At 35.8% G+C, this 25,675-nt stretch carries 20 protein-coding genes; 3 read left to right on the forward strand and 17 right to left on the reverse strand.

What is annotated here, in order from left to right:
• Positions 1–18 precede the first annotated feature (18 nt).
• The 12 genes from IPH52_20340 to IPH52_20395 form a co-directional block, all read right to left on the reverse strand.
• Positions 19–3,798 carry a PAS domain S-box protein gene (locus IPH52_20340; protein ID MBK7057350.1) on the reverse strand — a complete coding sequence of 1,260 codons (3,780 nt, stop codon included), beginning with the start codon at positions 3,796–3,798 and terminating at the stop codon, positions 19–21.
• A 13-nt stretch (positions 3,799–3,811) separates the two neighbouring features.
• A complete protein-coding gene (locus IPH52_20345) occupies positions 3,812–4,846 on the reverse strand; it encodes a response regulator (protein MBK7057351.1) in 1,035 nt (344 codons plus the stop codon).
• Between the two features lie 134 nt (positions 4,847–4,980).
• Entirely contained in the window at positions 4,981–5,844 is an 864-nt protein-coding gene (locus IPH52_20350; protein MBK7057352.1) for a response regulator, read from the reverse strand.
• Between the two features lie 192 nt (positions 5,845–6,036).
• Positions 6,037–7,257, reverse strand: a complete 1,221-nt coding sequence (locus tag IPH52_20355; protein MBK7057353.1) for a PAS domain S-box protein — start codon at positions 7,255–7,257, stop codon at positions 6,037–6,039.
• Between the two features lie 10 nt (positions 7,258–7,267).
• Entirely contained in the window at positions 7,268–8,416 is a 1,149-nt protein-coding gene (locus IPH52_20360) for a transporter substrate-binding domain-containing protein (GenBank protein ID MBK7057354.1), read from the reverse strand.
• An 11-nt stretch (positions 8,417–8,427) separates the two neighbouring features.
• Positions 8,428–8,802, reverse strand: a complete 375-nt coding sequence (locus IPH52_20365; GenBank protein MBK7057355.1) for a response regulator — start codon at positions 8,800–8,802, stop codon at positions 8,428–8,430.
• 162 nt (positions 8,803–8,964) lie between these two features.
• The gene (locus IPH52_20370; protein MBK7057356.1) at positions 8,965–9,285 is read right to left on the reverse strand and encodes a DUF874 family protein; all 321 of its coding nucleotides are present in this window, start codon (positions 9,283–9,285) and stop codon (positions 8,965–8,967) included.
• Positions 9,286–9,455: 170 nt separating this feature from the next.
• Complete coding sequence (locus tag IPH52_20375; GenBank protein ID MBK7057357.1) at positions 9,456–10,670, reverse strand: hypothetical protein; 1,215 nt, start codon at positions 10,668–10,670, stop codon at positions 9,456–9,458.
• A 119-nt stretch (positions 10,671–10,789) separates the two neighbouring features.
• Positions 10,790–11,356 (reverse strand): hypothetical protein, encoded by a 567-nt coding sequence (locus IPH52_20380; GenBank protein MBK7057358.1) that lies wholly within the window; start codon positions 11,354–11,356, stop codon positions 10,790–10,792.
• A 90-nt stretch (positions 11,357–11,446) separates the two neighbouring features.
• On the reverse strand, positions 11,447–11,755 hold the full coding sequence (locus IPH52_20385) for a hypothetical protein (GenBank protein MBK7057359.1): 309 nt from the start codon (positions 11,753–11,755) through the stop codon (positions 11,447–11,449).
• Positions 11,756–12,271: 516 nt separating this feature from the next.
• A complete protein-coding gene (locus IPH52_20390; GenBank protein MBK7057360.1) occupies positions 12,272–13,414 on the reverse strand; it encodes an FIST C-terminal domain-containing protein in 1,143 nt (380 codons plus the stop codon).
• Positions 13,415–13,417: 3 nt separating this feature from the next.
• Entirely contained in the window at positions 13,418–13,639 is a 222-nt protein-coding gene (locus IPH52_20395; GenBank protein MBK7057361.1) for a hypothetical protein, read from the reverse strand.
• 210 nt (positions 13,640–13,849) lie between these two features.
• Between IPH52_20395 and IPH52_20400 the strand changes: the two genes are divergently transcribed.
• The gene (locus IPH52_20400; GenBank protein ID MBK7057362.1) at positions 13,850–14,659 is read left to right on the forward strand and encodes a hypothetical protein; all 810 of its coding nucleotides are present in this window, start codon (positions 13,850–13,852) and stop codon (positions 14,657–14,659) included.
• Positions 14,660–14,998: 339 nt separating this feature from the next.
• On the opposite strand, the gene IPH52_20405 is transcribed toward IPH52_20400, so the two are convergent.
• Both IPH52_20405 and IPH52_20410 read right to left on the reverse strand, forming a co-directional pair.
• Positions 14,999–17,500 (reverse strand): PAS domain S-box protein, encoded by a 2,502-nt coding sequence (locus IPH52_20405; GenBank protein MBK7057363.1) that lies wholly within the window; start codon positions 17,498–17,500, stop codon positions 14,999–15,001.
• A gap of 120 nt (positions 17,501–17,620) precedes the next feature.
• Positions 17,621–19,087, reverse strand: a complete 1,467-nt coding sequence (locus IPH52_20410; GenBank protein ID MBK7057364.1) for an outer membrane protein transport protein — start codon at positions 19,085–19,087, stop codon at positions 17,621–17,623.
• Positions 19,088–19,287: 200 nt separating this feature from the next.
• Between IPH52_20410 and IPH52_20415 the strand changes: the two genes are divergently transcribed.
• Positions 19,288–20,922: a DUF1566 domain-containing protein gene (locus IPH52_20415; protein ID MBK7057365.1), complete on the forward strand. Its 1,635-nt coding sequence runs from the start codon at positions 19,288–19,290 to the stop codon at positions 20,920–20,922.
• A 5-nt stretch (positions 20,923–20,927) separates the two neighbouring features.
• Here IPH52_20415 and IPH52_20420 read toward each other — a convergent pair whose 3' ends face one another.
• A complete protein-coding gene (locus tag IPH52_20420; GenBank protein ID MBK7057366.1) occupies positions 20,928–22,568 on the reverse strand; it encodes a caspase family protein in 1,641 nt (546 codons plus the stop codon).
• A gap of 528 nt (positions 22,569–23,096) precedes the next feature.
• Between IPH52_20420 and IPH52_20425 the strand changes: the two genes are divergently transcribed.
• On the forward strand, positions 23,097–24,512 hold the full coding sequence (locus IPH52_20425) for a HAMP domain-containing histidine kinase (protein ID MBK7057367.1): 1,416 nt from the start codon (positions 23,097–23,099) through the stop codon (positions 24,510–24,512).
• Between the two features lie 6 nt (positions 24,513–24,518).
• On the opposite strand, the gene IPH52_20430 is transcribed toward IPH52_20425, so the two are convergent.
• A complete protein-coding gene (locus tag IPH52_20430; GenBank protein ID MBK7057368.1) occupies positions 24,519–25,094 on the reverse strand; it encodes a DUF3365 domain-containing protein in 576 nt (191 codons plus the stop codon).
• 100 nt (positions 25,095–25,194) lie between these two features.
• Positions 25,195–25,671: a hypothetical protein gene (locus tag IPH52_20435; GenBank protein MBK7057369.1), complete on the reverse strand. Its 477-nt coding sequence runs from the start codon at positions 25,669–25,671 to the stop codon at positions 25,195–25,197.
• Between the last annotated feature and the right edge of the window lie 4 nt (positions 25,672–25,675).

Consider the following 25,675-nt stretch of genomic DNA (forward strand, 5'->3'; position numbering starts at 1 on the left):
GATTATAGCCAAGCATTTTCAAAAGCTATCATTCACTTCGATGAAACGTCCGTCAGAGATTCGATTTAGTGCAATGGCAGTTGGACTAGACTGAAAGAATGCATGGAACAATTCTAGGTGTTCTTTTGCTTTAGTCTCCAGTTGTTTTTTTTCTGTGACATCTCGAATAATACTTACAGTTTCATTCTGACCACTTTTTACAATACGAGCTTCAAAGTAACGTATACCTTCTTCAAATGGGACTTCATATTCATAGGTCTGTATTTCTCCTGTATCTAAAGCAACTTGTAAGCAGTGCCATAATTCTTCCTTAGCAGGAGAAGGTAGCGGTATATTGGCATAATTCTCTCCGATTATTTTTTCTTTGGAAATAATTGTATTGTCAGGAAGTGCTTTCACATCTAAATAAACACCCTGTCCATTCATTCTAAAGATTAAATCTGGAATTGCATTCAGAAGTGCTTCTTGACGCTCTTTGACTTGAAGCAATTCCTCTTCGATTCGCTTTCTTTCTGTAATATCTGTCCTAATTGCAATGTATTGTGTTGGATTTCCTTTCAAATCAAGAAAGGGAATGAGAGTGCTGTTTACCCAATAATACGATCCATCCTTTGCTTGGTTTTTAATGTCTCCCTTCCATACTTTTCCATTCTTAATTGTATCCCAAAACTTTTGCATAAACTCTTTTGAGTGATAGCCGGAATTGATAAGTCGATGCGTTTTTCCAATTAATTCTTCTCGATTGTATTTGGAGATTTCACAAAATTTATCATTCGCGTATGTAATTTGTCCATTCACATCTGTGATTGCGACTATCGCATGTTCATCTAAGGCAAACTTAAAATCTAATAAAGATTTTTCTAATACATTGCGCTCTGTTACATCATGTATAATTGCAAAAATAATTTTCTTATTTTTATAATCAATGGGCGTTGCATACATTTCTACGATTCGATTCTCACCACTTGCCAACTTATGCGGCAAAACAAAATAATTCTGTTGCCTGTTCTTCGCAGCATTCATTCTATCCTGTATTTCTTTTTGTGATAATGCATTTATATCTTTAGCATACATTTGCCCATTACCTAAATCTTTATATCCATAGAACTGAATCGCTGCTTGATTAGCTTTTAGGATTAATCCAGTTTCTGGATCTCCTAACAGCATAATTGCATTATGCCGCTCAAACATTTGATTAAAACGTTCTTCGCTTTCTTTTATTTTGGTTTCTGCAATTTTTCGATTTGTTATATCTATAAAGTTAGCAATGGCACCTTCTAACATATTATCTGAATCCAAAAGTGGGTATGCGTTTACGATTAACCATTTACGATTACCGGTATCGTCGATTAAGCCATGCTCTATATTAACTACTTCGCGTAGTTCGGTCATAGCAATCGCTAAGGGTAATTTCTCCGGTGGAAAAGGATCGCCCTTTTCGTCAATTTGCCTCCAGTCCTTTGAATTGAAATATTGGTTCGTAATTTCATCTCTCTCGATGTTTAATATTTCTGAAGCAGTATGATTTGCATAAACAATCATTCCTTCCTTGTTTATCCTAACCACACCAGCAATCAAATTCTCCAAAATGTTAAACAGATTTTCTTTTTGTTCTAATAGTTCACTTTCTAGCTTTTTAGTTTCAGTGACATCTGTTAAGATTAGCCCCATGCCCTCACCCACCTTAAAAGCCTTCACTGAAATATATTTTACTTTCCTATTTAGGTCTGCCGGTAAAACAGAATCTGCTACAAATGCCTTCCTCGTTTTAATTACACTTTGGTAGGTTTCAAATATTTCTGATCCACTTAATCCAAGCGAAAGTTCTAATATATTTTTTCCGATTGCTTCTTCTCTATTTGTATTGTGGAGCCATTCAAGACAGACTTCATTTAGATCAAGCAAATTTAGTTTGGAATCGTAAATACTGAAATTATCTGTTGCTGCATCCATAAATGCACGTAATCGTTGTTCGCTATTAATTGTAGCTTCTTCTGCTAGTTTACGAAATTGAATCTCTTCCATCAGTTTATCATTTGATTCAGAAAGTTCGGATGTTCGTTCCTTTACTTTATGCTCTAATGTTTTGTTTAAATTACTTAAATCGTTCTCTGCTTTTTTTCGCTTCGAAATATTTTCATGCGAAACAGTAACTAAAACTTGACCTTCTCCTTGAAAGCGCGTTACATTCATAATAAACCAGCGTTCCTCTGTCGGGGAATCGCAAGGGTATTCGATATCATATGTTTGAATTTCCCCTCGGATGACTGCTCGAATGCCGTCTGCAGATGCTTTTGCAAATACAGAATCTATAGATTCTGCGGGAACATTGTCACAGGCGTTTAAGTAATTATAACTTTTCTGTTTTTCTGACGGTAAAAGAGAATTATCCTCTCCAAAATCGCGCCATGCTTTGTTTTCAAAAATAATTTCTCCATACTCATTTAATACAACGATATGTGCAGATAAAGCGTCAAGAGTTGCTCTGCTAAAGCGTTCCGAATCGTGTAATGCTTTTTCTATTCGCTTACGCTCGGTAATGTCATTGATTAGAATTAGGATATAATCAATCGTTCCATCAATTTTCATAACGCCTTGCACCGAGAGGATAATATCAAGCATATGTCCATCTTTGTGCTGATATTGTTTTTCCATTACATAGCCATTCAATTTGCCACTCAATAAATTTGCCAGATTGACCGAATCCTCTTCGACCTTATCTTTTGGAAAAGTTATATCGACCCATGTTTTTTGTAACAATTCTTCTTCGGTATAACCTAACATTTTACAAAGATGCTGATTGGCAGAAAGAAAATAGTATGTATAGGGATGAGTAGTCGCCATACCGACAACGCCTAGTTCGAGTGTCTTGTGGAAAAGTTCCTTACTTTCTTTAAGCGCTTCATCTGCTTTTTTACGTTTAATTTCCGCAGCATGAAGTATATTTTGCATTTCGAGTAACCATCTTAGTATACTTCCTGGTGGAGCATTTTCAATTGAAATCGTGTTAGTAAAATCTCCGCTTCCAATTTTTGCAATCTTCGCTTGAACAGCATCGAGAGTTGCTCCCAATGTTTGATTCAAAGAATGATAAGTCTTCCATACCATGTAAAAAAGTCCGAATCCTAAAAATATGAATACTACTCGCATTATTAGCGCATTCTTCTCATTATGCGTTACCATTTCTAAGGTGCGAATATCTGCCATCTCATAGAAATCACCGATGAGATTCATGATTTCGCCTTTTGCTTGAAAGTATTTTTCGTTGTGAAGTAAAAATCTTGCTTTAGCACGATTTGTTTCCTGGCTTGGATAGTTTGTAGTTACCAAGGTAAGTGCTTCGTTTTCCGTATTGGATAGTAGATCAGAGAGTTGTTTTGCTTTTTCTAATTTTTGATATTCGTCTTCGGTGAATTCTTTTTGTCGAACCATAGCAAGGAGGGAAATTGTTAGATTGGAATCAGGATTAGGTGGGATTCCTGTAGCCAGCATGATAATCCAGTAAGGCTTATGGTAATTATCCGGTCTTGGTTTTTTTCCATCTCGAATATCTATTATATCTTGGAAATATTTTTTATGGATTGGATTTCCTGTTACAACATAAACTCTAGCCATTCGAGTTAAGTCTTCGGAAGATTGTCGTAGTTCATTTGCAATTAGAATGGAATCATGACGAAGTTCATTGGCTATATCAATTTGTTTTTCTGACCAAGCATAAATGGAGAATACGATAGCAAGAAGAATCAATAAAACAAAGGTTACAATCAGATTGCGTTTAAAAGGAGTTATGCTTTTCATTTTGTATTTATGTTTATCCTAGAAACTTTTGTTTTATTTCCAGAATGGCAGGGAGTTGTTCTAGAAAGAGGTCTGCTAGAATTGGATCAAAGTGCTGTCCTTTTTCTTTTTGAATGAAGTTGATTGCATCTTCCACAGACCATCCCTTTTTGTATGGTCTTTCCGAAGTGAGAGCGTCAAAAACATCTGCGATAGAAACAATTCTAACTTCTATGGGAATATTTTCTCCACTCAAACCATTTGGATATCCTTTGCCATTCCATTTTTCATGGTGTGATAGTGCGATGCTCTCAGCCATTTTTAGCAATTCAGATTTGCTTTCTGATAATAGCTCTGCGCCTAACGTTGTATGAGTTTTCATTACTTCAAATTCTTCGGGAGTTAATTTTCCTGGTTTTAATAAAATATTATCAGCAATTCCAATTTTTCCTACATCGTGCATCATGCTTGCACTTAATAACATTTCCAATTTTGTCTCATCCAATTTTGCGGCTCTGCCAAGGATAACACAATAATGGCTCATTCTTTTTACATGCATTCCTGTTTCGTTGTCTTTGAATTCTGCGGCTCTTCCTAATCGATCAATCAAATCATGTTGGGATATTTCAATTATCCTCAGAGCATTTCTAAGTTGAGTCGTTCTTTCTCCAACTATCTCTTCTAGATTTTCTTTCAGCTTTTTATTTTCTATTTGAGTTTTTACTCTTACTAATAATTCTAAAGATTGAAACGGCTTAGTAATATAATCCGCTGCACCTATTTCAAATCCTTTCACGATGTCATCCGTCTCTACATTCGCTGTTAAAAATATAACTGGAATTTTAGTTGTATGCCCAGACTCTTTAAGCCTTTTACATACTTCATAGCCATCCATTTCGGGCATTTGAACATCTAATAAAATTAAATCCGGAGTTTCTGTTTTTACTAATTCCAGTGCTTGTGCGCCAGAGGTTGCAACATAGATATTGTATCCTTTATCGCGCAGAATATTTCCCAATACTTGAATGTTCTTGGGAGAATCATCTACAATTAGAATGGATGATTTCATAATTTTTCCTTAAAGAAGTTATTAGATGAGTTTGAGAGTTTGAGAGTTTTAGAGTTTGAGAGTTTGAGAGGTGAACATTATCAATATAACTAAAGTTCTATTTTTTCGTCAATGGAATAAAATTTATATATGATTTATTCTTTCGAATACTTCATAATAGCCACTCGAAGAGTAGAATTCTCTTTATTTCGGTAACTTAAAGTTAAGTATATTGGAAATTTCATTGCTTCTTGGTAAATCAAATAAATAGAGATACATAGCGGAGCGTCTTTGCGTAATTCATTTGCTTGGTTTGTATAATTCGAGTCTATAAATTTCTTTTTATACAGATAAAATAAATCCTGATCTTCTTCTGAGATAAAATTATGAAAGTTCCGGTCTATTAGATTTGCGTGAACACCTAACATTTTTTGTGCAGTCAGATTTGATTCTTTAATCAATCCTTTTTCATCCAATGTCAAATAACCGATAGGAGAAAGATCGTAGAAGTCAAAGAACTTACGATATAAAGCTTCCCGTTCTTCTTGCTCTGCACGAAACATTTCAATCTGCATCTGTAATTCTATCTGATGCTTTATAAGTTCTTCTTCGATAGACTTTGCTTTTTCCTTTGCCTCAAAAAGCCTAAAAGCCATCTTGATTGAAGCATCTAGAACTGTGGCACCTGAATTTTTTACTACATAACCATACGATGTAATATTTTCTGTTAACTCAACGATTTCTTTTTCTGTATGGCTTGAAAAAAATAATAGCGGTATATTATGATTTGCCAGAATTAACTTCGCTAGGTCTGTTCCAAGATATTCGTCATCTCCTAAGTCTATATCCATTAGAATCAAAGCTAATTCCTTATTTACTTGAACTGTATTGATAGCCTCTTTACCTGATTGGGCATGTAAAACAGTATACCCAGAGTTTTCTAAATGCTTTGTATTTACCATTGCCATTAGTGGGTCATCTTCCACGAGAAGCAGTGTTTTTTTATTTATTCTGTTCATTATTATTCTTAGTAAATTAGATTCTGAACCTAAATATTAATTCTTCAATATTTTTGTAAAGCTTTTCATCACTGAATAAAGAATTAAAAAAAATAGCACCGATTAATGTATACAATGCACATGATTTCCAGAACTTTTATAAAAGTAACCGACAGAGAATTTGATAAGCTTTGTCAGTTCACGGACGGGATTTTATACTCTTGCCTTATATAAAGTTTTTGGAAATTCAAAGGTGCAGGTGATTCCTTCTTTGCTTTCCATAAGAATATTTCCCTTCATTTGTATTTCGGCGATGCTATAAATTAATTTTAGTCCTAATGTGTTTTGTTTTCTAAAATCAAATCCTTCTGAAACACCGACACCGTTATCGGAGTATTGTAAAATATAATTTCCTGAATCGTTAAGAATGAGATTGATTGAAATATTTCCACTTCTATTGTCTGGGAATCCATATTTTAAAGAATTCGTCATAAGTTCATTGATAATCAATCCAAATGGAACTGCCGTATCGAGAAGAAAGGATTGCTCCACAATATTTACATGCAAAGAAATTCTATTATTTGCAATATTAAAACTTTCCATTATTAAAACAGATAAGTCATGAATATATTCTTTGATAGAAATTTGAGATAGATTCTGTTTCTTATAAAGCATTTGGTGCACTAGAGAGATTGCAATGATTCTTTTTTCAGTTTCATCAACTAATTTTTTAAGTTCAGCATTGTCTTGAAAGTCCGCAGACTGAAGCCTTAGGATTCCTCCAATCAATTGCAAAGTGTTTCTTGTTCTATGATAGAGTTCTTTAATTAGAATTTCTTTTTCTCGTAGGGATTGAAGTATTTTATTTTCATTTTGTATACGTTCTGTGATATCATTCGAAATGGCGCATATTCCAAAAGGTTGATTATTTTGTAGGAAAATTGGAAATTTAACTGTTAAATAAGTATGCCAATTTCCATCTTTATGCATTACTACTTCTTCTGAATAAACAGGGCTTCCATTTTCTAAGGCAGCTAGATCGTTACTCCATAACTTCTCAGCAACTTCTTTTTGAAAGACATCAAATACATTTTTTCCTATGAATTCATTCAAGGGAGGAGCATCTAAGACCGCAAAACTTCTATTTGCAAGTAAAATATTTCCATCCAGATCCTTAATAGAAATTAGCGCGGGGGAATAATCCAAAATAGCCTGTAACTTGGAATGCTCTTTTTGCAATTCAATTTCTCTTTTCTTTCTTTCCGTAATATCGTTTGTAACAATTACAACTCGCCAATGAGGGAATGAACAAGCCACAGCACTTACTTCTGTCCAGATTAATTCATTATTTTCCTTTATGATTCCAATTTCGACATTATGAACTGCGTTTTCCCCTTTACGAATCCTTGTGCTTGGGAATTCATCAAAGTTCATTTCTGAGAAATCAGATTTTAAATACTTTCTTTTTTTTATACTCTCCTTTTAGTAAATTTTCAGGAGAAATTTCTAGCAATCTACTAATGTGGTCATTTTGTTTTATAATATGACCATCGCCATTTAATACAGTAATTCCAATGGGTAAAATACTAAAAAGGAATTCTAATTTCTGATTTAATGTTTGTTGGCATTTTTCATTTTCCTCGGCTTTTTCTTTGGCTAATAATAATTCATTTGTTTTTTGTTTAACTTTTTTTTGTAGAAATAGACTGAATAAGCCAATACCAGAAATGCCAATCAGAAATATAGCAGCAATTATTATCCAAAATTTAACTTCAAAATAAAAAGGTTTAACTTCATTCGATAGCCACTTGCTGTAAATATTTTGCTTTTCCGTTTTAGATATTGAATTCACTGCTTTAGATAGAATTGAATTTAAGGGTTCCAAATCTTTTCTATTTGCTATAGCAAGGTCATTGGAATAATCGATTTCTCCTGCGATTCTCAAATTACTAATGCCTTGATTTTCAATATAATACGTTGTAGAAGCTTGTTGCGATATGAAAGCATCAACCTGCCCCACAGAGACAGCTCTTAAACAAGTAATATCATCGAAAAATGGAATCAAAGAATAATCGGGATAGTTTTTTATTAAAAACTCTTGAACTGCATACATATTTACGACTGCAATTTTTTTATTTTTTAAATCGGCAATTGAAGTAATGCTTTGTTCGGTATTTCTAACTACAATCACATGCTTGTGAGATATAAGTAGAGGTGTGAAATTTAAGTATTGCTGCCTAGCATCCGTTTTTTGGACTTCAAGTATAACATCAACAGTTCCATCTTTTATTTCATTTAATAGTCTGGGGAAATCTGATTGGTAGATTCTTTTAAATTTATAGTTTATTCGATCTTCAATAATTGTTAAGAAATCAATAAATATTCCAACTTCTTCACCCTTGTCATTTATGAATTGGTAAGGTGGGGCATTTGGTGATAATCCAACAATGAGGTTTGGATGTTCTTTTAACCATTCCTTTTCACTCTCCGTAAGAATATCAAAATTATGACAGGAGAATTGACAGAATAGAAATATATAAATGAAAAAATATATTACTTTTTTTTTTATTAGTAAACAATTATACAGTTTCATTTTTTTAAATCCTAAACGTTTCTTGCTCCATTACCAAAATGGTTATCTAAAAGAATTTTTAATTTCTGAAATTCGAGAGGTTTTATAAAATAACCTAAAGGGTTGAGTTTTTCTGCTCTTTCTTTCATGGCATCTTCGTCATAGCCAGTCATAAAAACAAAGGGGATATCATGTTCCGATTTAATAATTGACATTGCCTCAATTCCATCCATATCATCTGCAAGTCTGATATCCATTAAAATTAAATCCGGAGGATTCGATCTTACAGAATCAACTGCTTCTTCCCCAGTTACTACATGATTTGTGACGGTATAACCAACTCCTTGCATTCGATTTTTCATGTCCATTGCAGTAATCACTTCATCCTCTACTAAAAGAATTTTCATTTCACACCCCCACCGTCTTGCACTACAATTGTCATTATAACCAATATACATCGCATTATGCAACTCATATTCGCATCTTTGATAAGTAAATATACCTAATTCAAGTGAGTTCAATACAAGAATTTTCCCGTTAGTCCCCCCAATAAGCACAGAAGGAGACTTTTAAAGATTACCTCCCGATGGACACCGATGTTTGGTGTTATAATCCTGCGCATCCGATGGATTTTTTGGAAATGGACGGTGTTTGTGCATCTTTTGACGGGATTTGTTTGTCCTTGGACTGGATTTGTTTGTCTCTAGGCGGGATTTGTTTGTCTTTAGACGGGATTTGTTTGTCTTTAGATGGGATTTGTTTGTCTTTAGACGTAGTTTGTTTGTCTCTAGACGTGATTTGTTTGTCTTTAGACGGGTTTTGTTTGTCTTTAGACGTGGTTTGTTTGTCTTTAGACGTGGTTTGTTTGTCTCTAGACGTGGTTTGTTCATCTCTGGATGGGCTTTGTTTGTCTCTGGATGGGCTTTGACGAATTTTGGCGTTTTAAGTTTTGCTTTTTTGTTTTAGAAATGAGGCTTGGTATTAAAACTTACTTCTAGAAATGCTTTGATCGACGCTAGTTTATCGCGCAGACCAAAGCGGAAATTCTGTGCCGCCAACTTTAATAAGAATAAACTTCTGAAGTCTTCTCGCTTCCATTTAAGATTAAAACAAATCCGTTTGATAATAAGGTGGATAAAGGCGCTCCCCTAACTTGATTCATAGATGCGATAGTAGAAAATACTCCCTTTGCTGTATCATATATTTCTGCATTCTTCACCGAGTTCGATCCTGCGAATAAAACATTCCCGTCGTTTAGCAATACGGCTGAACCAGACATTCTAAAAAAGTTAGCACTCCCAGTCGCTTTTGATGTGTAAGTATTCATATTTAGAATTTCAGCACTTGTTAACTCTACATTATTCAAATAGCCACCAACCACAAGAATAGAACCATCTCTTAGGAGAGTTGCAGAATAAGATTTTCTAGCACCAAGCAAGTCGCCTATTGATTGAAATGTTTCTGTTGACGGGTCAAAGATTTCTAAGCTTGTAATAGCAATACTACCATCAGAAGAAGAAACTCCACCGTAAACCAAAACTTTTCCATTTGACAATAGAATCGCTTTAGCTCCCGTCCTCGCGGTAATCATACTTCCTGTATAAGATCGATTACCCGTAAATGGATTGAAAATTTCCGCTGACGTAGTGGGATTACTACTATTTGCATCCGTTAGTCCACCTGCAGATAAAATTCTTCCGTCATTCAGAACTATACTGACATGACCAGCCCTTGCGGATAATAATGAATATTGACTCAGGAATAGACCTGTGTTTGGATTATAAATTTGTATATCATTCTTCAATGTTGAAGAAAGACTTGAGCGACCACCCGCTAGATATAGATTTCCATCTTTCAATATGCCGGCAGTATGTCCATAGCGAGGCGACATACTAGAGGCAACGGTGGTAAACTTTCCTGTCGTATAATCAAAGCGCTCTAGTTTATCATTTCCGCAGGGTAGCTGTATGCATTGCGTCCTAGCATAGGAAAAGCCCGAAAATGCAATTGCTGCATTATTGGTAAGACTGAATAAATCAGAAGCGCTGTCTCCCGAAAAACCACTTCTCTCTCCTGCATATTTAAAACTTCCACTACTAGTCGAAGGTGAAACAGGTGTGGGTGAATCCTGTGGCGATCCTTGTGTCGGTAAACGCTGCGTTTGCGTTAGCATGAAATAATAAGATGCAGCCAATATCTTTGTTTTGTTATCTTTCGAAGACGAACAGGAACTAGTGAAGACTAATATTAAAAGACCAATAAGAATTGTTTTCATGATTACACTCCTTTATAGGGACTTCCTTACTTTTTCCCTATTCATTTCCCCCTAATTATTAGACTTCTAGTTTTTTGAAAAAAAGCCTAAAGTTTTTCAAAGAATAGACTTATCTAATTTCACTTCAACCATTTCCATTTGAAAAAAATACTTATGAATGCAGGAGTCATATCGGCTTTAGTGGCTAATGATTGAATCGCTCCATCTCTAATTATTTTCGAACTGCCATCATTTAAGTCTTTGCCTACAACATTACCCACAGATTGAATGTATTCAAAAAGTAACGAATCTGTTCCACTACCCGATAGATATACTAAATGAGCTTTGTTGCTCAATGGAATCTTTGGTCTTCCTATTACAAGCACAGCTTCCTGAACTTTAATTGTGACTTCATGCATTTGTTTAGGGGGATACCCATGAACTGTTCTAGTCGAAATAATTAAATCTGAACTAGGATTTGATTCGGGAATCGCTTCCGATAAAGGAATTGCCTTTGGCGTCTTCTCTGAAATATCATGCTCTACCCCTCCACATTGGATAAGCCCTAAGCTCAAGAACGCATTACAAATGTGGATAATGGTCATAAGCCTAAACTTGGGGTAATATCCTTGTAGCCTTAAATTAAAATTAAGCGTAATTAGCCGCTGAAAGAAAATGGATTTGTCATTCTTAAAAAGAACATACATATTAATATCTCCTGAATAATGCATTCACGAATATACTAAATCACCAATTATAGTGAGATAGAAATTTTGATTATTGTGCTGATCTTCTAATTAGCAGTGAACAGGAGGGGGAAGGTCTGAGTTAAGATAAAGAATCTTTATTTGATCTACACTTTCAATTTCTAATAAGTCAATACTGTGTAAAAAAATATAAGTATGGCATATATTTGTAACGGGTCGCTGAAATAATACGTAACTCTGGACAAATGGATTTATAATTTTAGATTCTTGCTCATGCAGGATTATATAAATAGCATTTGATTTTGTAGTGTATTGATTAAGAATTCTATCGATTCTTGCGCAATGTATATAAAAGGGAATGATGATTAAAGAAATTAATAGAACCAATTTATAAAGCATTGGCAATTTAATCCTCATTTGTAATCCCATCATATACTTTATACCATTTCTCAAAAAGAATTGCGTCTCACCATCTTAAATAAATCTAAATGGTCTATACTGATTCTATAAAATCTTGCGCAACGATTAAATAGAATCAGTATATATGACGAAATTATGCAACAGAAATATCCATCCAAAAAAAATATAAAAGAATTTATTTTAAAAGGTATTTTTTAGAAACTAAGCTTTTCCACTATTCGACAATGATTAGTGTTGTAAATGCAGCTAAAACTACGAGCTACCAATAGCCAAATCAAACCAAGGAAAGGGGCTTTGTATTAAGAAAACTTTATTTGCGATTCATCTTCTTTCTTAAATCCATTCCCCATTCCCCATTAACCATTAACCATTAACCATTAACCATTAACCATTAACCATTAACCATTAACCATTAACCATTAACCATTAACCATTAACCATTAACCATTAACCATTAACCATTAACCATTAACCATTAACCATTAACCATTAACCCTACCTCTTTAAAATCGCAAGATAAGTCTCTGTTTGGTTTACATTGGCGCCGCAGAAATTTTCGCTGAATGTGCCGAAGCCTATTTTGGGAGTGCCGGGGAATGCAGTTTCATAGAGAGCGGCGATGGTTTCGATTTCTTTGTTGGCGTCTCTTGCTAAATAGCATAGAACACAATCGAAGGAAATGTATCCGATTAGTTTTTCCTTGTCGATTGTTTGCAATTTTGCCAAACGATCTTCGTATTGAAGTTTTGCTTTGTAGATATTAAGATGAGCTCCTTCGAGCAAATCATTATAAGTCAATAGACCAGTCTTTCCATCATCTTTCATAATACTAGTGATGAGTTTTTCTCCGTCACCGGGTTCAATTCCGAGAGTATACATTGCATATACCGCAGCTCCCAAATCAGAAGTGGATTTACCGATGACTCGCGCGTATTCCTCTGCTGCAGGACGATTGTTTAGTTCAAGAATGTAACGGGGAGAAGCAAGCTTTGTAACTGCGAGAATTCCTTCCATCGGATCAAAGCTAGAAGCACGATCGATAAAAAAATAGTATTCTGGTTTTAAGCGGATTACGGCTGTTGCCCCAATCGAGCCCATACCTTTACTAGAAATTACACTAGAACTAATAAAGTCTAGTTTCCCGCCGGAGCTTCCGCCTACCGTTTGTTGAAATAGACTCACTTCGTTTTGAGCGGATAATACTGAATTGGCAGATTGAAGTCCGAAGAGTAGATTAATAGAAAAATCTCTCTCCATATCAGGAGAAGAAAGATCAAAGCCTAATTTTGTTAAGATTCGAGAGTATTCGTCTTTGCTAGATTGATACATCGAGTGGTTACTCGTAGTTCTCCTCATATCATAGGCAATGACTCCTACTTTTTCTAGAATCTCTTTAGAAATTGTCATGACTGCAACTGAATTTGTCTCAAAGCGATACTCTGAATTGGAAAGTCTTGCGATATCCATACAACCTAAAAACGGGATTCCTGTTTTTTTAAGAGTATGAAAAAGTGTCGTATAATCGAAATCAGCCCCATAAAAACAAAGGATTAATCCTGCATTTTTATCTTGCACTGCTAAAGGAATTTCATCCGAGTTGTGAAAAAGTTGAGAAGAAATATATTGATTTTTATACATGTATTATGCCGCCGCCGGTAGATTTAAACTTTTTAAAATGATTTTTAATTTTTCAAGCTCTGCTGGATCATCGATAGAATCAGGTCCATGCTCGGAGAGATTAATTCCTTTTAAGGAAACTTGAATACGAATAGATCTTATTTTCGTTTTACCAGAAAGGGAATTTTCAGAAAGCCCTAGGCTTTGAAAGTAATCATTGAGGTATTTGTAAACTACGCCTTTCATTTTTAATGTCCTTACACTATTTTCTTAAGAATTATACACTAATATTCTTCACGAATTATAACGTCTATGCATTAAGTTTTTATTCTCTCGAAAAAAATCTATTGGCTAAGCTCAATTAACCCTTAGCCGCTTTGTACTCAAGGATAATTAATACTTGTAACGAGGAAGGCGAAATGGATAAATGTAGAATTGGATATAGAGAAGGCAATCATGCAAGAAAAATTTACAATAGAGAAATGGTTCCAAGTTTCTTTTCAAATACTAAAAAAAAATTGGATACAATGGATAGTCATTTCAGCGATAACGACTGTTATCCTCTCCGCGATATTTTATTTTTTATTTCAAGAAATAGGACTTCTTATTCTTCAAATATCGAGCAAGCCAGAAGATTATAAACAAATCTTACTTACGCAAGCGCATAAGACTGGTTTATTGGTATTATCCGCTTTACTAGTATTAAATTTCATAGATCTATATATGATTCACACAACGTCTCAATGGTATTCAGAGAAAATGCTTACTGTAGAGGAGACTTTCTTAAAAGTCCTTTCTGCAATGCCCGTTTCCATTATTTTAACAATCATTTATATTCTAATGACAACTATTTCTTTGTTCTTTTGTATAATACCTGTGATCTTTGTAATCGTTTATTTTTTATTTATTTTCCAGGCTCTCATCATAGAAGATAGAAGTTTTGGTTCCCTTGGAAGAAGCATTGAACTAGTCAAACCAAACTTCGGCATATTAGTTGTTCTGCCTTTCGTGATTTCTCTTGGTTTGCAATTTACGAATTCGCTTCCCTTTTACTTAATCCAACTCATTATAGAAAATTTTATCGGTCAGACAATTACTCCTGAAATGAGTTCAAGAGAAGTGTTTGAATTTTTAATCAAATCACCTTATATCCTATTTATTTCCGCGCCGTGGATATTATTCTTTTCTTTGCAATCAAATTTAAAATCCATTCTCTACACAGTTGCATTCGAACAAGCAAGACAAATCGATCCAACCAAAGAGTAAATTGACTAATGTGAAAACTCAATAATAAATTTAGTTCCGTTTGCTTATGCGTTTGTTCCCCTTTTGTTATAGTAGGTTTGTCGCCACCCGGGCACCTTCCCGGTTCGCCTTCCCTTGTGTTGCGCTGTATTTTAACACCCCCCTTTTCCTTCTTCAACCCCCGGTTTTCCGGCTTTTTTCTTCATTCCCCGCGGCCCCGGGTTGAGCCCGGCGCCCCCGGCACATGCCCGCCCCCCCCCCCCCCCCCCACCCCCCCCCCCCCCCCCCAGACCCCGGCCCGAGAACGGTTGTTGGTAGTAAACTGCCGTGAGTTCTATGTATGAATAATCCTGTCCTATTTCACATCTCGAACTCTAAAATAACTCTTGTTCCATTTTCCCGCTCGATTCGTATATTTCCTTTTAACTGTTTTGTGAGTAATCCAACTAGCATGAGTCCAAAACCAGTTGAGTTTTGAAAATCAATGGATTCAGGAATACTATTCCCATTGTCTTCCACAACTAAGAAAATAGAATTTACATTTGTTGTAGAATTTAGATTCACCGAAATATTAATTCTTCCCTGTTCTTTTCCATTAAACGCATACTTCATAATATTGGTCAAGAGTTCATTGATGATAATTCCAAGTGTTTGCAATCTCTTTACATCTAGCTCAATATCATCAATGTTTTTCTCAATTGTAACAACCTCGGCATTAGGAAAATTGATTACAATCTCATCTACCAAGGAAGGAATGAAATTTGCTATAGATATTCTTTGGAAATTGGTCGTATGATATAATTTATCATATAAAACCATCATACTCTGCACACGGCTTCCCGCATCTAAGAGAGCATTTCTTCCACGTGAAGGCTCTTCCATACTTTCTGCTTGTAAAGTAAGTAGACCATTAATTGTGCTCATATTGTTTTTAATGCGATGATGCACTTCTTTTAGTATGATTTCTTTTTCTTGGAGAAGGTTTTTTACTTCTTCCTCGGCTCGTTTGCGCTCTGTAATATCATGGGCAACCGTAAAGCGATACTTTCTATTTTGAACAAAAATGTTTTCAGCGGATAATAGCACATGTTTAATTTCGCCGGTCTTAGTTCTTAAATCGGCTTCCACATTATTTACACAACCATTCTCATCTGCTTGCGCTAAAATTGTTTCGATTACTTCGGGAGTTAATATGCCTAACTCAGTAGCTGTTCTACCAATCACTTCATTTTTATCAAATCCAAGTAGAGAATAAAATGCTTCGTTGACTTCAATGTATTTGCGATCTTCTAAATCACTTAATCCACAGGCAGACGGATTAATATAAAACAATTTGGAAAACTTTTCTTCTGACAATTGAATCTTGGAAATATCTTTCGTCACTCCAAAGATGGCAGGCTTACCATTCCAAGAACCAAGAGACACCCTTGTCTCAACTGGAATTTGAACGCCTGATTTTGTGATAACGGGAACAGGACAAAATTCTGCTTTTCCGTTCAACATTTCCCCTACTATTCTGCCTACTTCCTCACGACGCTCGGGAGGATGAACCATAAGGACAGATTTTCCGAGGAGCTCTTCTCTTGAATATCCGAGTCGATTCGTTACAGTTGAATTTTCATGGACTATTTTTCCCTGTTCATCTAAGACGAAGAGAAAATCATCAATAGTGTTAAAGAAGGTTTCGTAATTCTGACGGGTCTGCTGCAATAAATCTTCTGCTCGTTTCCGTTCCGTTATATCATGAGCAGAAGCATATAGAAAATTACTGTCTTCTAATTTAATACAAATACAATTGATTTCGACTTCATATAAAGAACCGTCTTTACGACGATGCCTTGTTTCAAATACAGCGGGATGATCAATTAATTCTTCTATTTTTTCTAAGATTTGTCTTTCTGAATACAATACATCCCAATCGGTAATCTTAAGCTGTAATAATTCTTCGCGTGTATAACCTAGCATTTTACAGAATGCCGGGTTTACTTCTATGATTTTTCCTTGATCATCCATTACATGAATGCCATCACTCGTTGCGTTCAGTAATGTTTGATTGCGAAGCGCGAGTAACTCAACTGCTGTCTCTGACTTTTTACGCTCTGTAATATCACTTACGCTTCCAATCAGTGCTAACGGTTTTCCAGTGGCATCACGTAACACCGTAAATTTATCATGAAACCATCTGAACTGACCATTTTTATGCCTAAAGCGATAGTTTACTTCGTATTCACCGGCGGGGTGATTTAGTGCATTTGAAATCACTCGCTTGGTTTCCGCTGCATCATCTGCGTGGAATAAGTTCATCACAGCTTCCAGTGGCATTTTATTGATTTCTTCTTGCGTATATCCAGAGATTAGAACAAAAACAGGGCTTAGATAATCATAGGAATTAGTTTGTAAATTGCGTTTGTAGGAAACATCAGAGGAATTTTCAAGAACCTCTCTTAAACGAGCCTCGCTTTCTTTGATTTGTTTGTTCGCATTGAAAAGCTTAAATGCCATTTTAATAGAGGCATCAAGAACAGTAGGACCTGAGTTCTTCACTACATAACCGTAAGAAGTAATCTTTTCTGTTTTTTCAACAACTTCGGGTTCTGTATGACTAGAAAGAAATACTACTGGGATTTCTTTTAGTTCTAATAGTGCCTCGGCTGCTTTCGTTCCGTCTAAACCTTCTCCTAAATCTATATCCATTAGGATGAGTTCGATAGAATTTGTTTCCTTAAACACTTCAATGGCTTTTTCCCCGGAGGTGGCAACGATGACTTTGTATCCGTAATTCTCAAGCGTTTGCTTATTAGCCATAGCTAAAATAACTTCATCTTCTACAAGGAGAAGTGTTTTTTTCGTTTCACTGCTCATAAATTACTTCTCTCCTTTTTTCACTCATCTGTCAAGGCGAAACTGAGTTCATTGGAATAACATTACTCATATCCATTCTTATCGTTTCCTTATCGGTGCTCATCGATGGTAATCTTCTTATTACTTTTTCACAGAAGCACCTAAGTATACTTTTCTATCTACAAACTCATAGGGAACAATGGGAGTAAAGTTAATAGGAAGAGCACTACCTCTGCCTGATTCAATTACATAGTTTAAGCTTAAAGAAGTATTACTTGTTTCATAAGAAATCCCAACTGAGTATCCTATTAAATTTACATAGTTCGGAATTCTAGTGCTCTGCTGACCGTTTGGATAAATTACTATGGAACTGTTTGAGTTAGATAGATTAATTAGATCTTTCCCGTTTGTGCGTAGGTTTGCGGCTATTGCTGATTCTAACCAAGAAACATTTCTGCTATTCGATTGATTGGTATGATAACCTGCTCTGAGTGCAATGAAGTCTGTTAAGAAAAACTCTAATCCTAAAGCATAATTGTCGGTTGCATAGACTCGCAAATCGCGATACTCTCTGTCTGTCAAAATGACTAGAGAAGCGCTGGGCTCATAGGCATATATTTTCTTGGACTTTGAAAAATCAGAGGTGTGAATCCAGTCCGCTGCCACAAGAAATCGCTTGGATAAAAAATAAGATATTCCCATTCTTAACTCAACTGGTTCTGGAATTCCTCCGTTCGTTACAGGCTTGCCAAAAAGCTTGAGTGGAGTATTGGATGGGAGATTCATTGCCTGCGGCTGACCGAGAATTGCATTGTCATAACGAGTGGAACTATCATATAGATTGATATCACTTGCACTTTGTGTAAAACTACTTGTTTGAATGTATTGGTCTCTTTGATACTTATACGTCGCAAACGGTTTTCTAGCAGAAAAACCCAAGCCGACTTTTTCTGTAATCATATACTGCAAACCAAAAATGGGAATGACTCCCCTCGTATCCCTCGTATGTTCGAGAGACTCATTTATATAGGCACCTCCCTTTAAACCAAAAACAGATTTTTGCGAGGCACGATTTTTATCTTGGAAGGCATAAATGGTAAGACCAATAGAGAGTTTGTCGGTTAAAAGATAAGCAATGCTCGGACCTGTATAGGTGATCTGGCTGTTTTGTGTAAATTGAAACTGAACACTACTCACAGTGCTAATACTCGCCGGTGTATAGCTTTGAATGCTCTGATCGTAGTTTTCCACGGAAGGATTTACGAGACTAAAAGCATATCTCCATTTGTCTATCGACTTAGCTACACCAATATAGGAAGGAAGCATTCCGGAGGAATGAGCCGTAAGTCCTTGACCAGGACCTTGTAAATTGTAATAAGAAGATCTCGTATCACTCGCACTAAACGTAGAGGTAGTCGAAGAACTGTCATACATAAACCCAAGTCCCGCAGGATTATAATAGGCTCCAGAAGCGTCATCCGATACAGCAGTATAAGCACCGCTCATGCCGGCAGCTCTATCCCCAAATGCACCTTTTATATTGTGATCCACGTCAGCCATAACAGATTGTCCTAAAACTACAATCAACAATAAGAAGATTCTATTCATAAATCTCCAAGCCTCCTTTCAATCAAATCAGAGAAAAAGAAATAGGGAAAAGTGAATAGTGAAATTTTATCTAAGCTATACTACTTTTTTCCGTTTCAGTCTAGAGAGTGGTTAATTGGGAGGGTTGCGAATAATATTTCATGTTGTTGACAGAGTAGAATCAAAGGCATACAATTCTAGATGGCGGGAGAGGTAGGAAAATGAAAACCATTATCTTAGTAATATTTGCATTATTCTTCGACTGTTGCTTTCTATTGCCTCCAAAGGCAGTTTTAAACAATGGCTATGATGGTCCTTTACCAATTATTGCTAAGCTGATTGACGATTTGAGCCAAAGGGCGAACTCTCTCTCACCGGTGAATACTTTTTCTCTAAGAAATGTTCCGACAAAGATTTCAGAAGGAGGATTTCAAACCATTTATATTCGTCTTTCTTTAAAAACATCGGATACGCAAACCGTTATCATAGCCAGTGACAATCCTGCCATAGAAGTTGGGAATGCGAGTAGCACGACTTTGACTTTTGCCCCCAATTATTCCACGATCGAACAATCTTTCACATTGAATGCATTGATAGATAATAATCAAATAGACGAAACTGCACAGATAACAATTAGTTCAAGCAGTATAGAGACAACAACATTGAGTATAAAAAATACAGATACATTGGGAAGTTGGATTTCTATCTCGAATGGAAATATAGTAGAAGGATCAACGGGGAATATCAATGTTAAACTCACACAAAAGCCATTTGAAAATATTGCGGTTACTCTTAGTTCGTCTCTCACAGAGTTGTCTATTGATACTCCGCAGATTATTTTTACCTCCGATAACTGGAACACAAATCAAACGATAGGTCTTACAGGCTCGATAGACTCGAATTCAATTTCTGAGACTGTTACGATTACCGGAAATGCTACAGGAATTTCCAATACAGGAACGGTTCAATACTTAGAGAATGGAATTATAATAGCGGGTGCGAATAGCATAAAGGCAAACAATACGGCAATAATTCTAGTATCATTGGAAAGGCAACCGAAGCAAAATGTTTCAGTCAGTCTTAAATCCAATACGGGAGAAGTTACAGTAAGTAGCAGCAATTTACTATTTACCGCACAGAATTATAATACAGCGCAAACTATCACCTTATCATCGGGAAGCCTTACAATTACAAAAGCTACTATCACTGCAAGTTCAAATGGAATTTCTGATAAAACAACATCTATCTGGTCAAGTATTCCAGTTGCTTACAGTTGGGGAACATTTACGGATAACTTCAACGGAACCATTCAGTTTGATGGAATAGCGGGAACTTTCGGTGGAAATATTTATACAGCAAAAACTTTAACTTTTATGAAATGCACCCAAGGACAAACCTATGATTCTACGAATAATACATGTATAGGCTCCCCAATCACGTATCAGTTCTGTTCTACTGTTTCAAACAATTGTAATAATGGAGATTTGAATCAAATACTCGGAAGTGCTTTTTTAAATAATGCATATAGCTCTGCATACAATACCTGCGATGATTTAATCTTTGCCGGAAAAACAGATTGGAGAGTTCCAACTATCAGTGAGCTAAAAACTTTAATCCATTGCACTGATAAAACAATGCCATCGGTTATGTATATGGGCTGTTCGCTTGGAAATTTTTCCTCACCAGCGGTTAATGGTTTATTTCCAAATACTGTTGCCTACAATTACTGGTCTTCCGCTACTTATGCCACTTTAGATCAAAACGCTTTGACTGTATATTTCAGTGATGGATCTTTGTCTAACAGTCCAAAGAACACAGATACCTACCATTACATTCGTTGCATTTCAGGACAATGAGTTATTTAAAATCTCCAAGACCACTGCACAGAATGTAAAGTTTCTGTTGAAGCTCCAACTGCAATAGGGGAAACTTTATACATTTTATAATCAAAAGCAAAGGTGTCAACTTTGGGCAAATCGGTATATAACCCTGCATGAGCGATATTCCAAACCCAAAAACCCAGCAGTAGCAGATAACCTCCAGTAGCCGTAGACTCAGCTTTATGCAAATCATTTCTCTTTGATTGCATATTCATGTATCCTGCTAGTAGGAGTTCAGGTTGCTGATAAGGAATGATTGCTTTATTATAATCAGACTGAGCTGCTTTTAAATGAGATAAATTCATCGAGTAGTAACCTAAGAATCCAAGACCTAATGCGAAATAAGTTGCGCCTGCCAGACGATTCCCACTATTCCATTGACCCCAACCTGGAATCAATGCAGATCTCCAAACAAAACCTAAACGAGATGGTTCTTTGATCTTTTTTTCCACAAGACTTTTCGATGTATCACCTGCAACTGTAATGATTAAATCTCCCGTCTTCTCTCCGTAAATTTTGGTAAACGGTTTTTGTTTTTTATTTTTCTTGAGAGACCATTCCTTTACTCCTTTCTGAACAAACTGTTCTAATTCTGAAAACGCCACGACTCCGTCTTTGTTTGTATCCGCTTGTCCTTCGGAACCCATAACCAAATACTTTGTGAATACACCATAGTCTGTTTCATCATCTTCATAACTATAAAAGCCAGCCTTTGTAGAATAGAAAGTTCCAGCAAGTTCTGCACCGGTGAATTCTTTTTCTAAGATACTGTTTCGAGAAGAACTTTTGCTCGCATAAAGAACATCTCTACATGCATCTAAAATCAAAAGGCTTTTTTTAATTCCATGAGTCTTGAATCTATTTACAATGGAGTTAATAGAAAGAGCAGTATTGAATTGTTTTTCAACTACAGTGTCTACGGCGATTAGATATCCATTTTCATCCATATCAGAAACTCCATGTCCTGAGAAAAAGAACACAATCATATCCTCGGGGCGGGTAAATCGCAGTATGCTGTCAAGCTTCTCTTCAATATTGAGTTTACTTGGAAATAAATTTTCGGAATCATTTCTTGGATCAATGTCATCAGTCATAACAAAGACTTGATCGAATTGTCCCATGTCTTTTAGAATTTTCCCAAAAATCTTTGCATCATTTCTTGCCTTAGAGAGTTTACTAATTGCCTTATCCTGGTATTCATTAACACCTACAAGTATCGCATAACGCTTTCCCTGGTTCTCTTCATCCAATTTTTCAATTTCAATTTTGATTCCTTTGGATTTGATTTCATATTTCTTTATTACAGTAGACTTGGTTGAAGTTTCGGGCACTTGGCTTGGTTCAGCAGGTTTTTCTTTTGCAATTTCCTTTGTTGTATCTTTTGCCGGTTCTTTCAATGCATCTTTCGCCGCTTCCACTGGAATAGGATTATTCTTTATGCCTTCCATTTCTTTGCGTAAGCTTTCATTTTCAGCCTCTAACTTTTTCAACCGTTCTTCTTGGGTCATCCTCTTCTTCTGTAAATCTTTCAAACCAATAGAGTCTTTCGGAAAAATCGTCAGAGAAACAATAAAGAGGATGAATACAGCAAGACCAAACTTCCTTGAATGAAGTATTAACATGAATAAAAAATACTCCTAATTCCATCGAATGTCAATAGAATTAAAAATCAATGTATTCACTTCCAGTAACGTATTATCTCTTCACCTTCACGAATGGAAAATCATTTATCCTCTCATCAATCGCTCTTCGACCAAGGGAAATAGACGGTGGAGTTTGAACAATGTCTTTCAAGTAAGGTTTTTTACGGATATGAAGTCCCTTGTATTTTCCCAAGGGCGTGGATTAACCCACGCCCTTGGGAAAACGTGTGAGGAATTTGCTTCTAGAATTTACAAAGAATTTCCCAAAGCTAACGTTGTATGGATCTCGTGCAAGAGGAAATTCCGCAAATGTCAGAATCCTAGACTCACGTGTGATGGTCATCTGAAAAGCTATCAAAAGCCCTACTCTTCATTTCTTCCATTTCCTAAATATCTCATTCAAATAGAATTTGACATAGCTATAATATTTAAAGAGTCTAGGTTTGGGAATCATCGAAAGCTATGTGATTTCATGCTTTTACTAAGTGAGGTTTGCTGTTGGAAGAATTGAGAAGAGAAATTGAAGATCTAAAAGGAATTATCAGTTCCTATGAAACATTGCATGAACTGAGCCAAAAGGAATTGTCAGAAGCGAAAGAGGCAATCAAAGGCTATGAAGCAATGCTCAATCTTTCAGCCGAAGAAAGAAAACAATCTTATGAAACAGTAGATGCATTTCGTTTGGTGCAAGAAGTTTCCAGACAGGAACTTCTAGATGCAGATAAAGTAATTCAAAATATTCTTTCGATGGATAGAGAACTTTCAGAGGTTTCGGATGTGAAACCGCTCATGACTAAGATTCTTCAATCTGCCATTCAATCTCTTGGGGGAGATCTTGGAATTATCTTCCTTAAGAAAGAAGGGAAATTAACTCCCATGTATTATGAAAATATCACCGAGCATCAAATTTCAATCCTGGGTTATATCAAGTCTCTCGCCGAGAGTGGTATGAAAGCAGAAGGTGGAAAAACAATTGGAACTTATTTAGTTCATCATGATAAAGAAGAAAAGAAGATTTCCTATATTTGCAATAGCTTCAAACAAGATGAGCGGGTAATCGGTATTATCTATTTGGAAAAATCTTCTAACGATATGGCATTTCACACCACTGACTTGACCACGCTAGAAGTTTATAGCCTGCAAACTTCCATTGCGTTACAACAATCTAAAACAAGTATAAAAGTTCTTTCTATGCTAAGAGAGATCAATCAGAAAAACCAAATGTTAGAGAAAGCGCAAGAATTAAACATTCGACTCAGTCAAACAAAGGATGCATTCTTAAAGAATCTTTCTTTTGAATTAAAGACTCCGCTTTCTTTCATTCGCGGTTTCTCGGAACTATTACAGGGAACAGATCCAACTCATATAGATCAAATAAAAGCTCATGTGGAATCCATCTATCTAGAGAGTGAAAAACTAACACTTCTACTAAGTGATCTTTTACTTCTCACAGATCTGGAAACAGAAATAAAACTCAAGAAAGAAGAAATTGCTCTTAAGCAAATAATAGATATTTGCCTCTCTAAAGTAGAAGAAATTTCCAAGCGCAAGAAATTAGAAATTACTATCACTGTAGCGGGTAACGTTCTAGCGGATAAAGTTCTATTTACCAAAGTCTTGTTTAATCTAATTAAAAATGCAGTGTATTACAACAGACGAAACGGAAAGGTAGAGATATTCTCGGAAAGGTTAAAAACAGAAACACGTATCACAGTGCGCGATACAGGACTTGGTATTTCAGAAGAAAACCTCAAACATGTATTCGAGAAATTCTTTCGGGCAGACAATGTAGATTCTTTTGATGGAATTGGTGTGGGACTTTTTATTGCTGAACGAGTCGTCGAATTACACGGTGGAAGTATTTCTGCCAAAAGTGAATTACTGGGAGGCAGTGAATTTCAAATCCATTTGCCTTTGGTCTAAATGGATTTATTTCATTGATTTCTTTCGTTCCACTACCCACATACCTCGAAGTTGATTTTCTGAATAGCCGATTGCTTTGTCAGTAGGATAGAGAAGAGAAAGTTTAGTTGCGACTTCTTTGGAAATATTCTTTTCTTTTTCTCCATGGCATTGTAAGCACATTGCGACTGTTTCTATCGGATAATATCCTATTTGCGCTACTTCGGTTTCAACTGTAACAGGACTTGGCTTTTCCTTGTTTGCTATCTGAGCTTTGAATGCTTGTAGGATCTTTAACTCTTCTTCACTTGCTGCATTGTCAGGATTACGAGGTCTATCCGTTACTCGCTTGAGCTTTACATTTTGTTTTTGAGAAATTTCATTCGTCAAGGAAATTGCATTGGTATTACAAAACTCAATAGATCCAACAATTCCTTTGGCTTGAATCGCATTCATTAGATTCTTTCCTAATTCAGCTTTTGCTTGCAGGGCAATCTCTTTTCCTTCTTCGAGGAAGGGTTTTGTTTTTATATCTGCACTATCTTTACATTGAATGACAGTTGAAAGAATGAGAAAACTTAGAACGGTAATTTTTAATTGCATGAATCAATACCTCTTTTACGTTAAAGTCTTAATGCTTCTAGGTTCAGATGAATGGTCAAGATAGATTTTGCCTATTAGCCACGAATTAGATTGATTTTTATCACCGCACGACAGTTATTTCATCGCTGAGCCATACTTTTAATTCTCCAAACCATTCTCCATACTCGCCTTTCTGATTGATTTCTTCATTGGAGAATGCAAGAATTGGAATTCCACAATCAACTAGAATCAATTCGTCCACAGAATCAGAAATTGTCTTTCCTTTCATAATCCAATCTAGCTCATAAACTTCCTGGATTTCTGGAAGAATAGGAGAAGAAAGTTTCTTCGCATAATGCCCAGTAGACGTTTCAGTCAATTCAACCATAACTCTAAACTTTCTACCCGGATATAATACCTTACTCACATTTTCGTATGTATCATATGGATCAAAAAGGGAAGTATCGCAAAAATTGCAGGAGAATTCTATATCATTATACCTAAGAACAAGTCTTGCTCCGTCAGCAAACACGATAAGAAGCTTTTCCAATTTTACTATCTCAACATCAATTGCAATAGGATTCAGTTCTTCTATCATCTAA

The organism is Leptospiraceae bacterium, assembly GCA_016708435.1.
Lineage (GTDB): Bacteria > Spirochaetota > Leptospiria > Leptospirales > Leptospiraceae > UBA2033.

What these genes read in the sequence shown, in the direction of transcription:
- IPH52_20375 (MBK7057357.1), bottom strand. Translation starts at nt 10,670, where the DNA reads ATGAAAACAATTCTTATTGGTCTTTTAATATTAGTCTTCACTAGTTCC.
- IPH52_20350 (MBK7057352.1), bottom strand. Translation starts at nt 5,844, where the DNA reads ATGAACAGAATAAATAAAAAAACACTGCTTCTCGTGGAAGATGACCCA.
- IPH52_20405 (MBK7057363.1), bottom strand. Translation starts at nt 17,500, where the DNA reads ATGAGCAGTGAAACGAAAAAAACACTTCTCCTTGTAGAAGATGAAGTT.
- IPH52_20400 (MBK7057362.1), top strand. Translation starts at nt 13,850, where the DNA reads ATGCAAGAAAAATTTACAATAGAGAAATGGTTCCAAGTTTCTTTTCAA.
- IPH52_20355 (MBK7057353.1), bottom strand. Translation starts at nt 7,257, where the DNA reads ATGAACTTTGATGAATTCCCAAGCACAAGGATTCGTAAAGGGGAAAAC.
- IPH52_20435 (MBK7057369.1), bottom strand. Translation starts at nt 25,671, where the DNA reads ATGATAGAAGAACTGAATCCTATTGCAATTGATGTTGAGATAGTAAAA.
- IPH52_20380 (MBK7057358.1), bottom strand. Translation starts at nt 11,356, where the DNA reads ATGTATGTTCTTTTTAAGAATGACAAATCCATTTTCTTTCAGCGGCTA.
- IPH52_20365 (MBK7057355.1), bottom strand. Translation starts at nt 8,802, where the DNA reads ATGAAAATTCTTTTAGTAGAGGATGAAGTGATTACTGCAATGGACATG.
- IPH52_20390 (MBK7057360.1), bottom strand. Translation starts at nt 13,414, where the DNA reads ATGTATAAAAATCAATATATTTCTTCTCAACTTTTTCACAACTCGGAT.
- IPH52_20360 (MBK7057354.1), bottom strand. Translation starts at nt 8,416, where the DNA reads ATGAAACTGTATAATTGTTTACTAATAAAAAAAAAAGTAATATATTTT.
- IPH52_20340 (MBK7057350.1), bottom strand. Translation starts at nt 3,798, where the DNA reads ATGAAAAGCATAACTCCTTTTAAACGCAATCTGATTGTAACCTTTGTT.
- IPH52_20415 (MBK7057365.1), top strand. Translation starts at nt 19,288, where the DNA reads ATGAAAACCATTATCTTAGTAATATTTGCATTATTCTTCGACTGTTGC.
- IPH52_20420 (MBK7057366.1), bottom strand. Translation starts at nt 22,568, where the DNA reads ATGTTAATACTTCATTCAAGGAAGTTTGGTCTTGCTGTATTCATCCTC.
- IPH52_20410 (MBK7057364.1), bottom strand. Translation starts at nt 19,087, where the DNA reads ATGAATAGAATCTTCTTATTGTTGATTGTAGTTTTAGGACAATCTGTT.
- IPH52_20430 (MBK7057368.1), bottom strand. Translation starts at nt 25,094, where the DNA reads ATGCAATTAAAAATTACCGTTCTAAGTTTTCTCATTCTTTCAACTGTC.
- IPH52_20345 (MBK7057351.1), bottom strand. Translation starts at nt 4,846, where the DNA reads ATGAAATCATCCATTCTAATTGTAGATGATTCTCCCAAGAACATTCAA.
- IPH52_20385 (MBK7057359.1), bottom strand. Translation starts at nt 11,755, where the DNA reads ATGCTTTATAAATTGGTTCTATTAATTTCTTTAATCATCATTCCCTTT.
- IPH52_20370 (MBK7057356.1), bottom strand. Translation starts at nt 9,285, where the DNA reads ATGAACAAACCACGTCTAGAGACAAACAAACCACGTCTAAAGACAAAC.
- IPH52_20395 (MBK7057361.1), bottom strand. Translation starts at nt 13,639, where the DNA reads ATGAAAGGCGTAGTTTACAAATACCTCAATGATTACTTTCAAAGCCTA.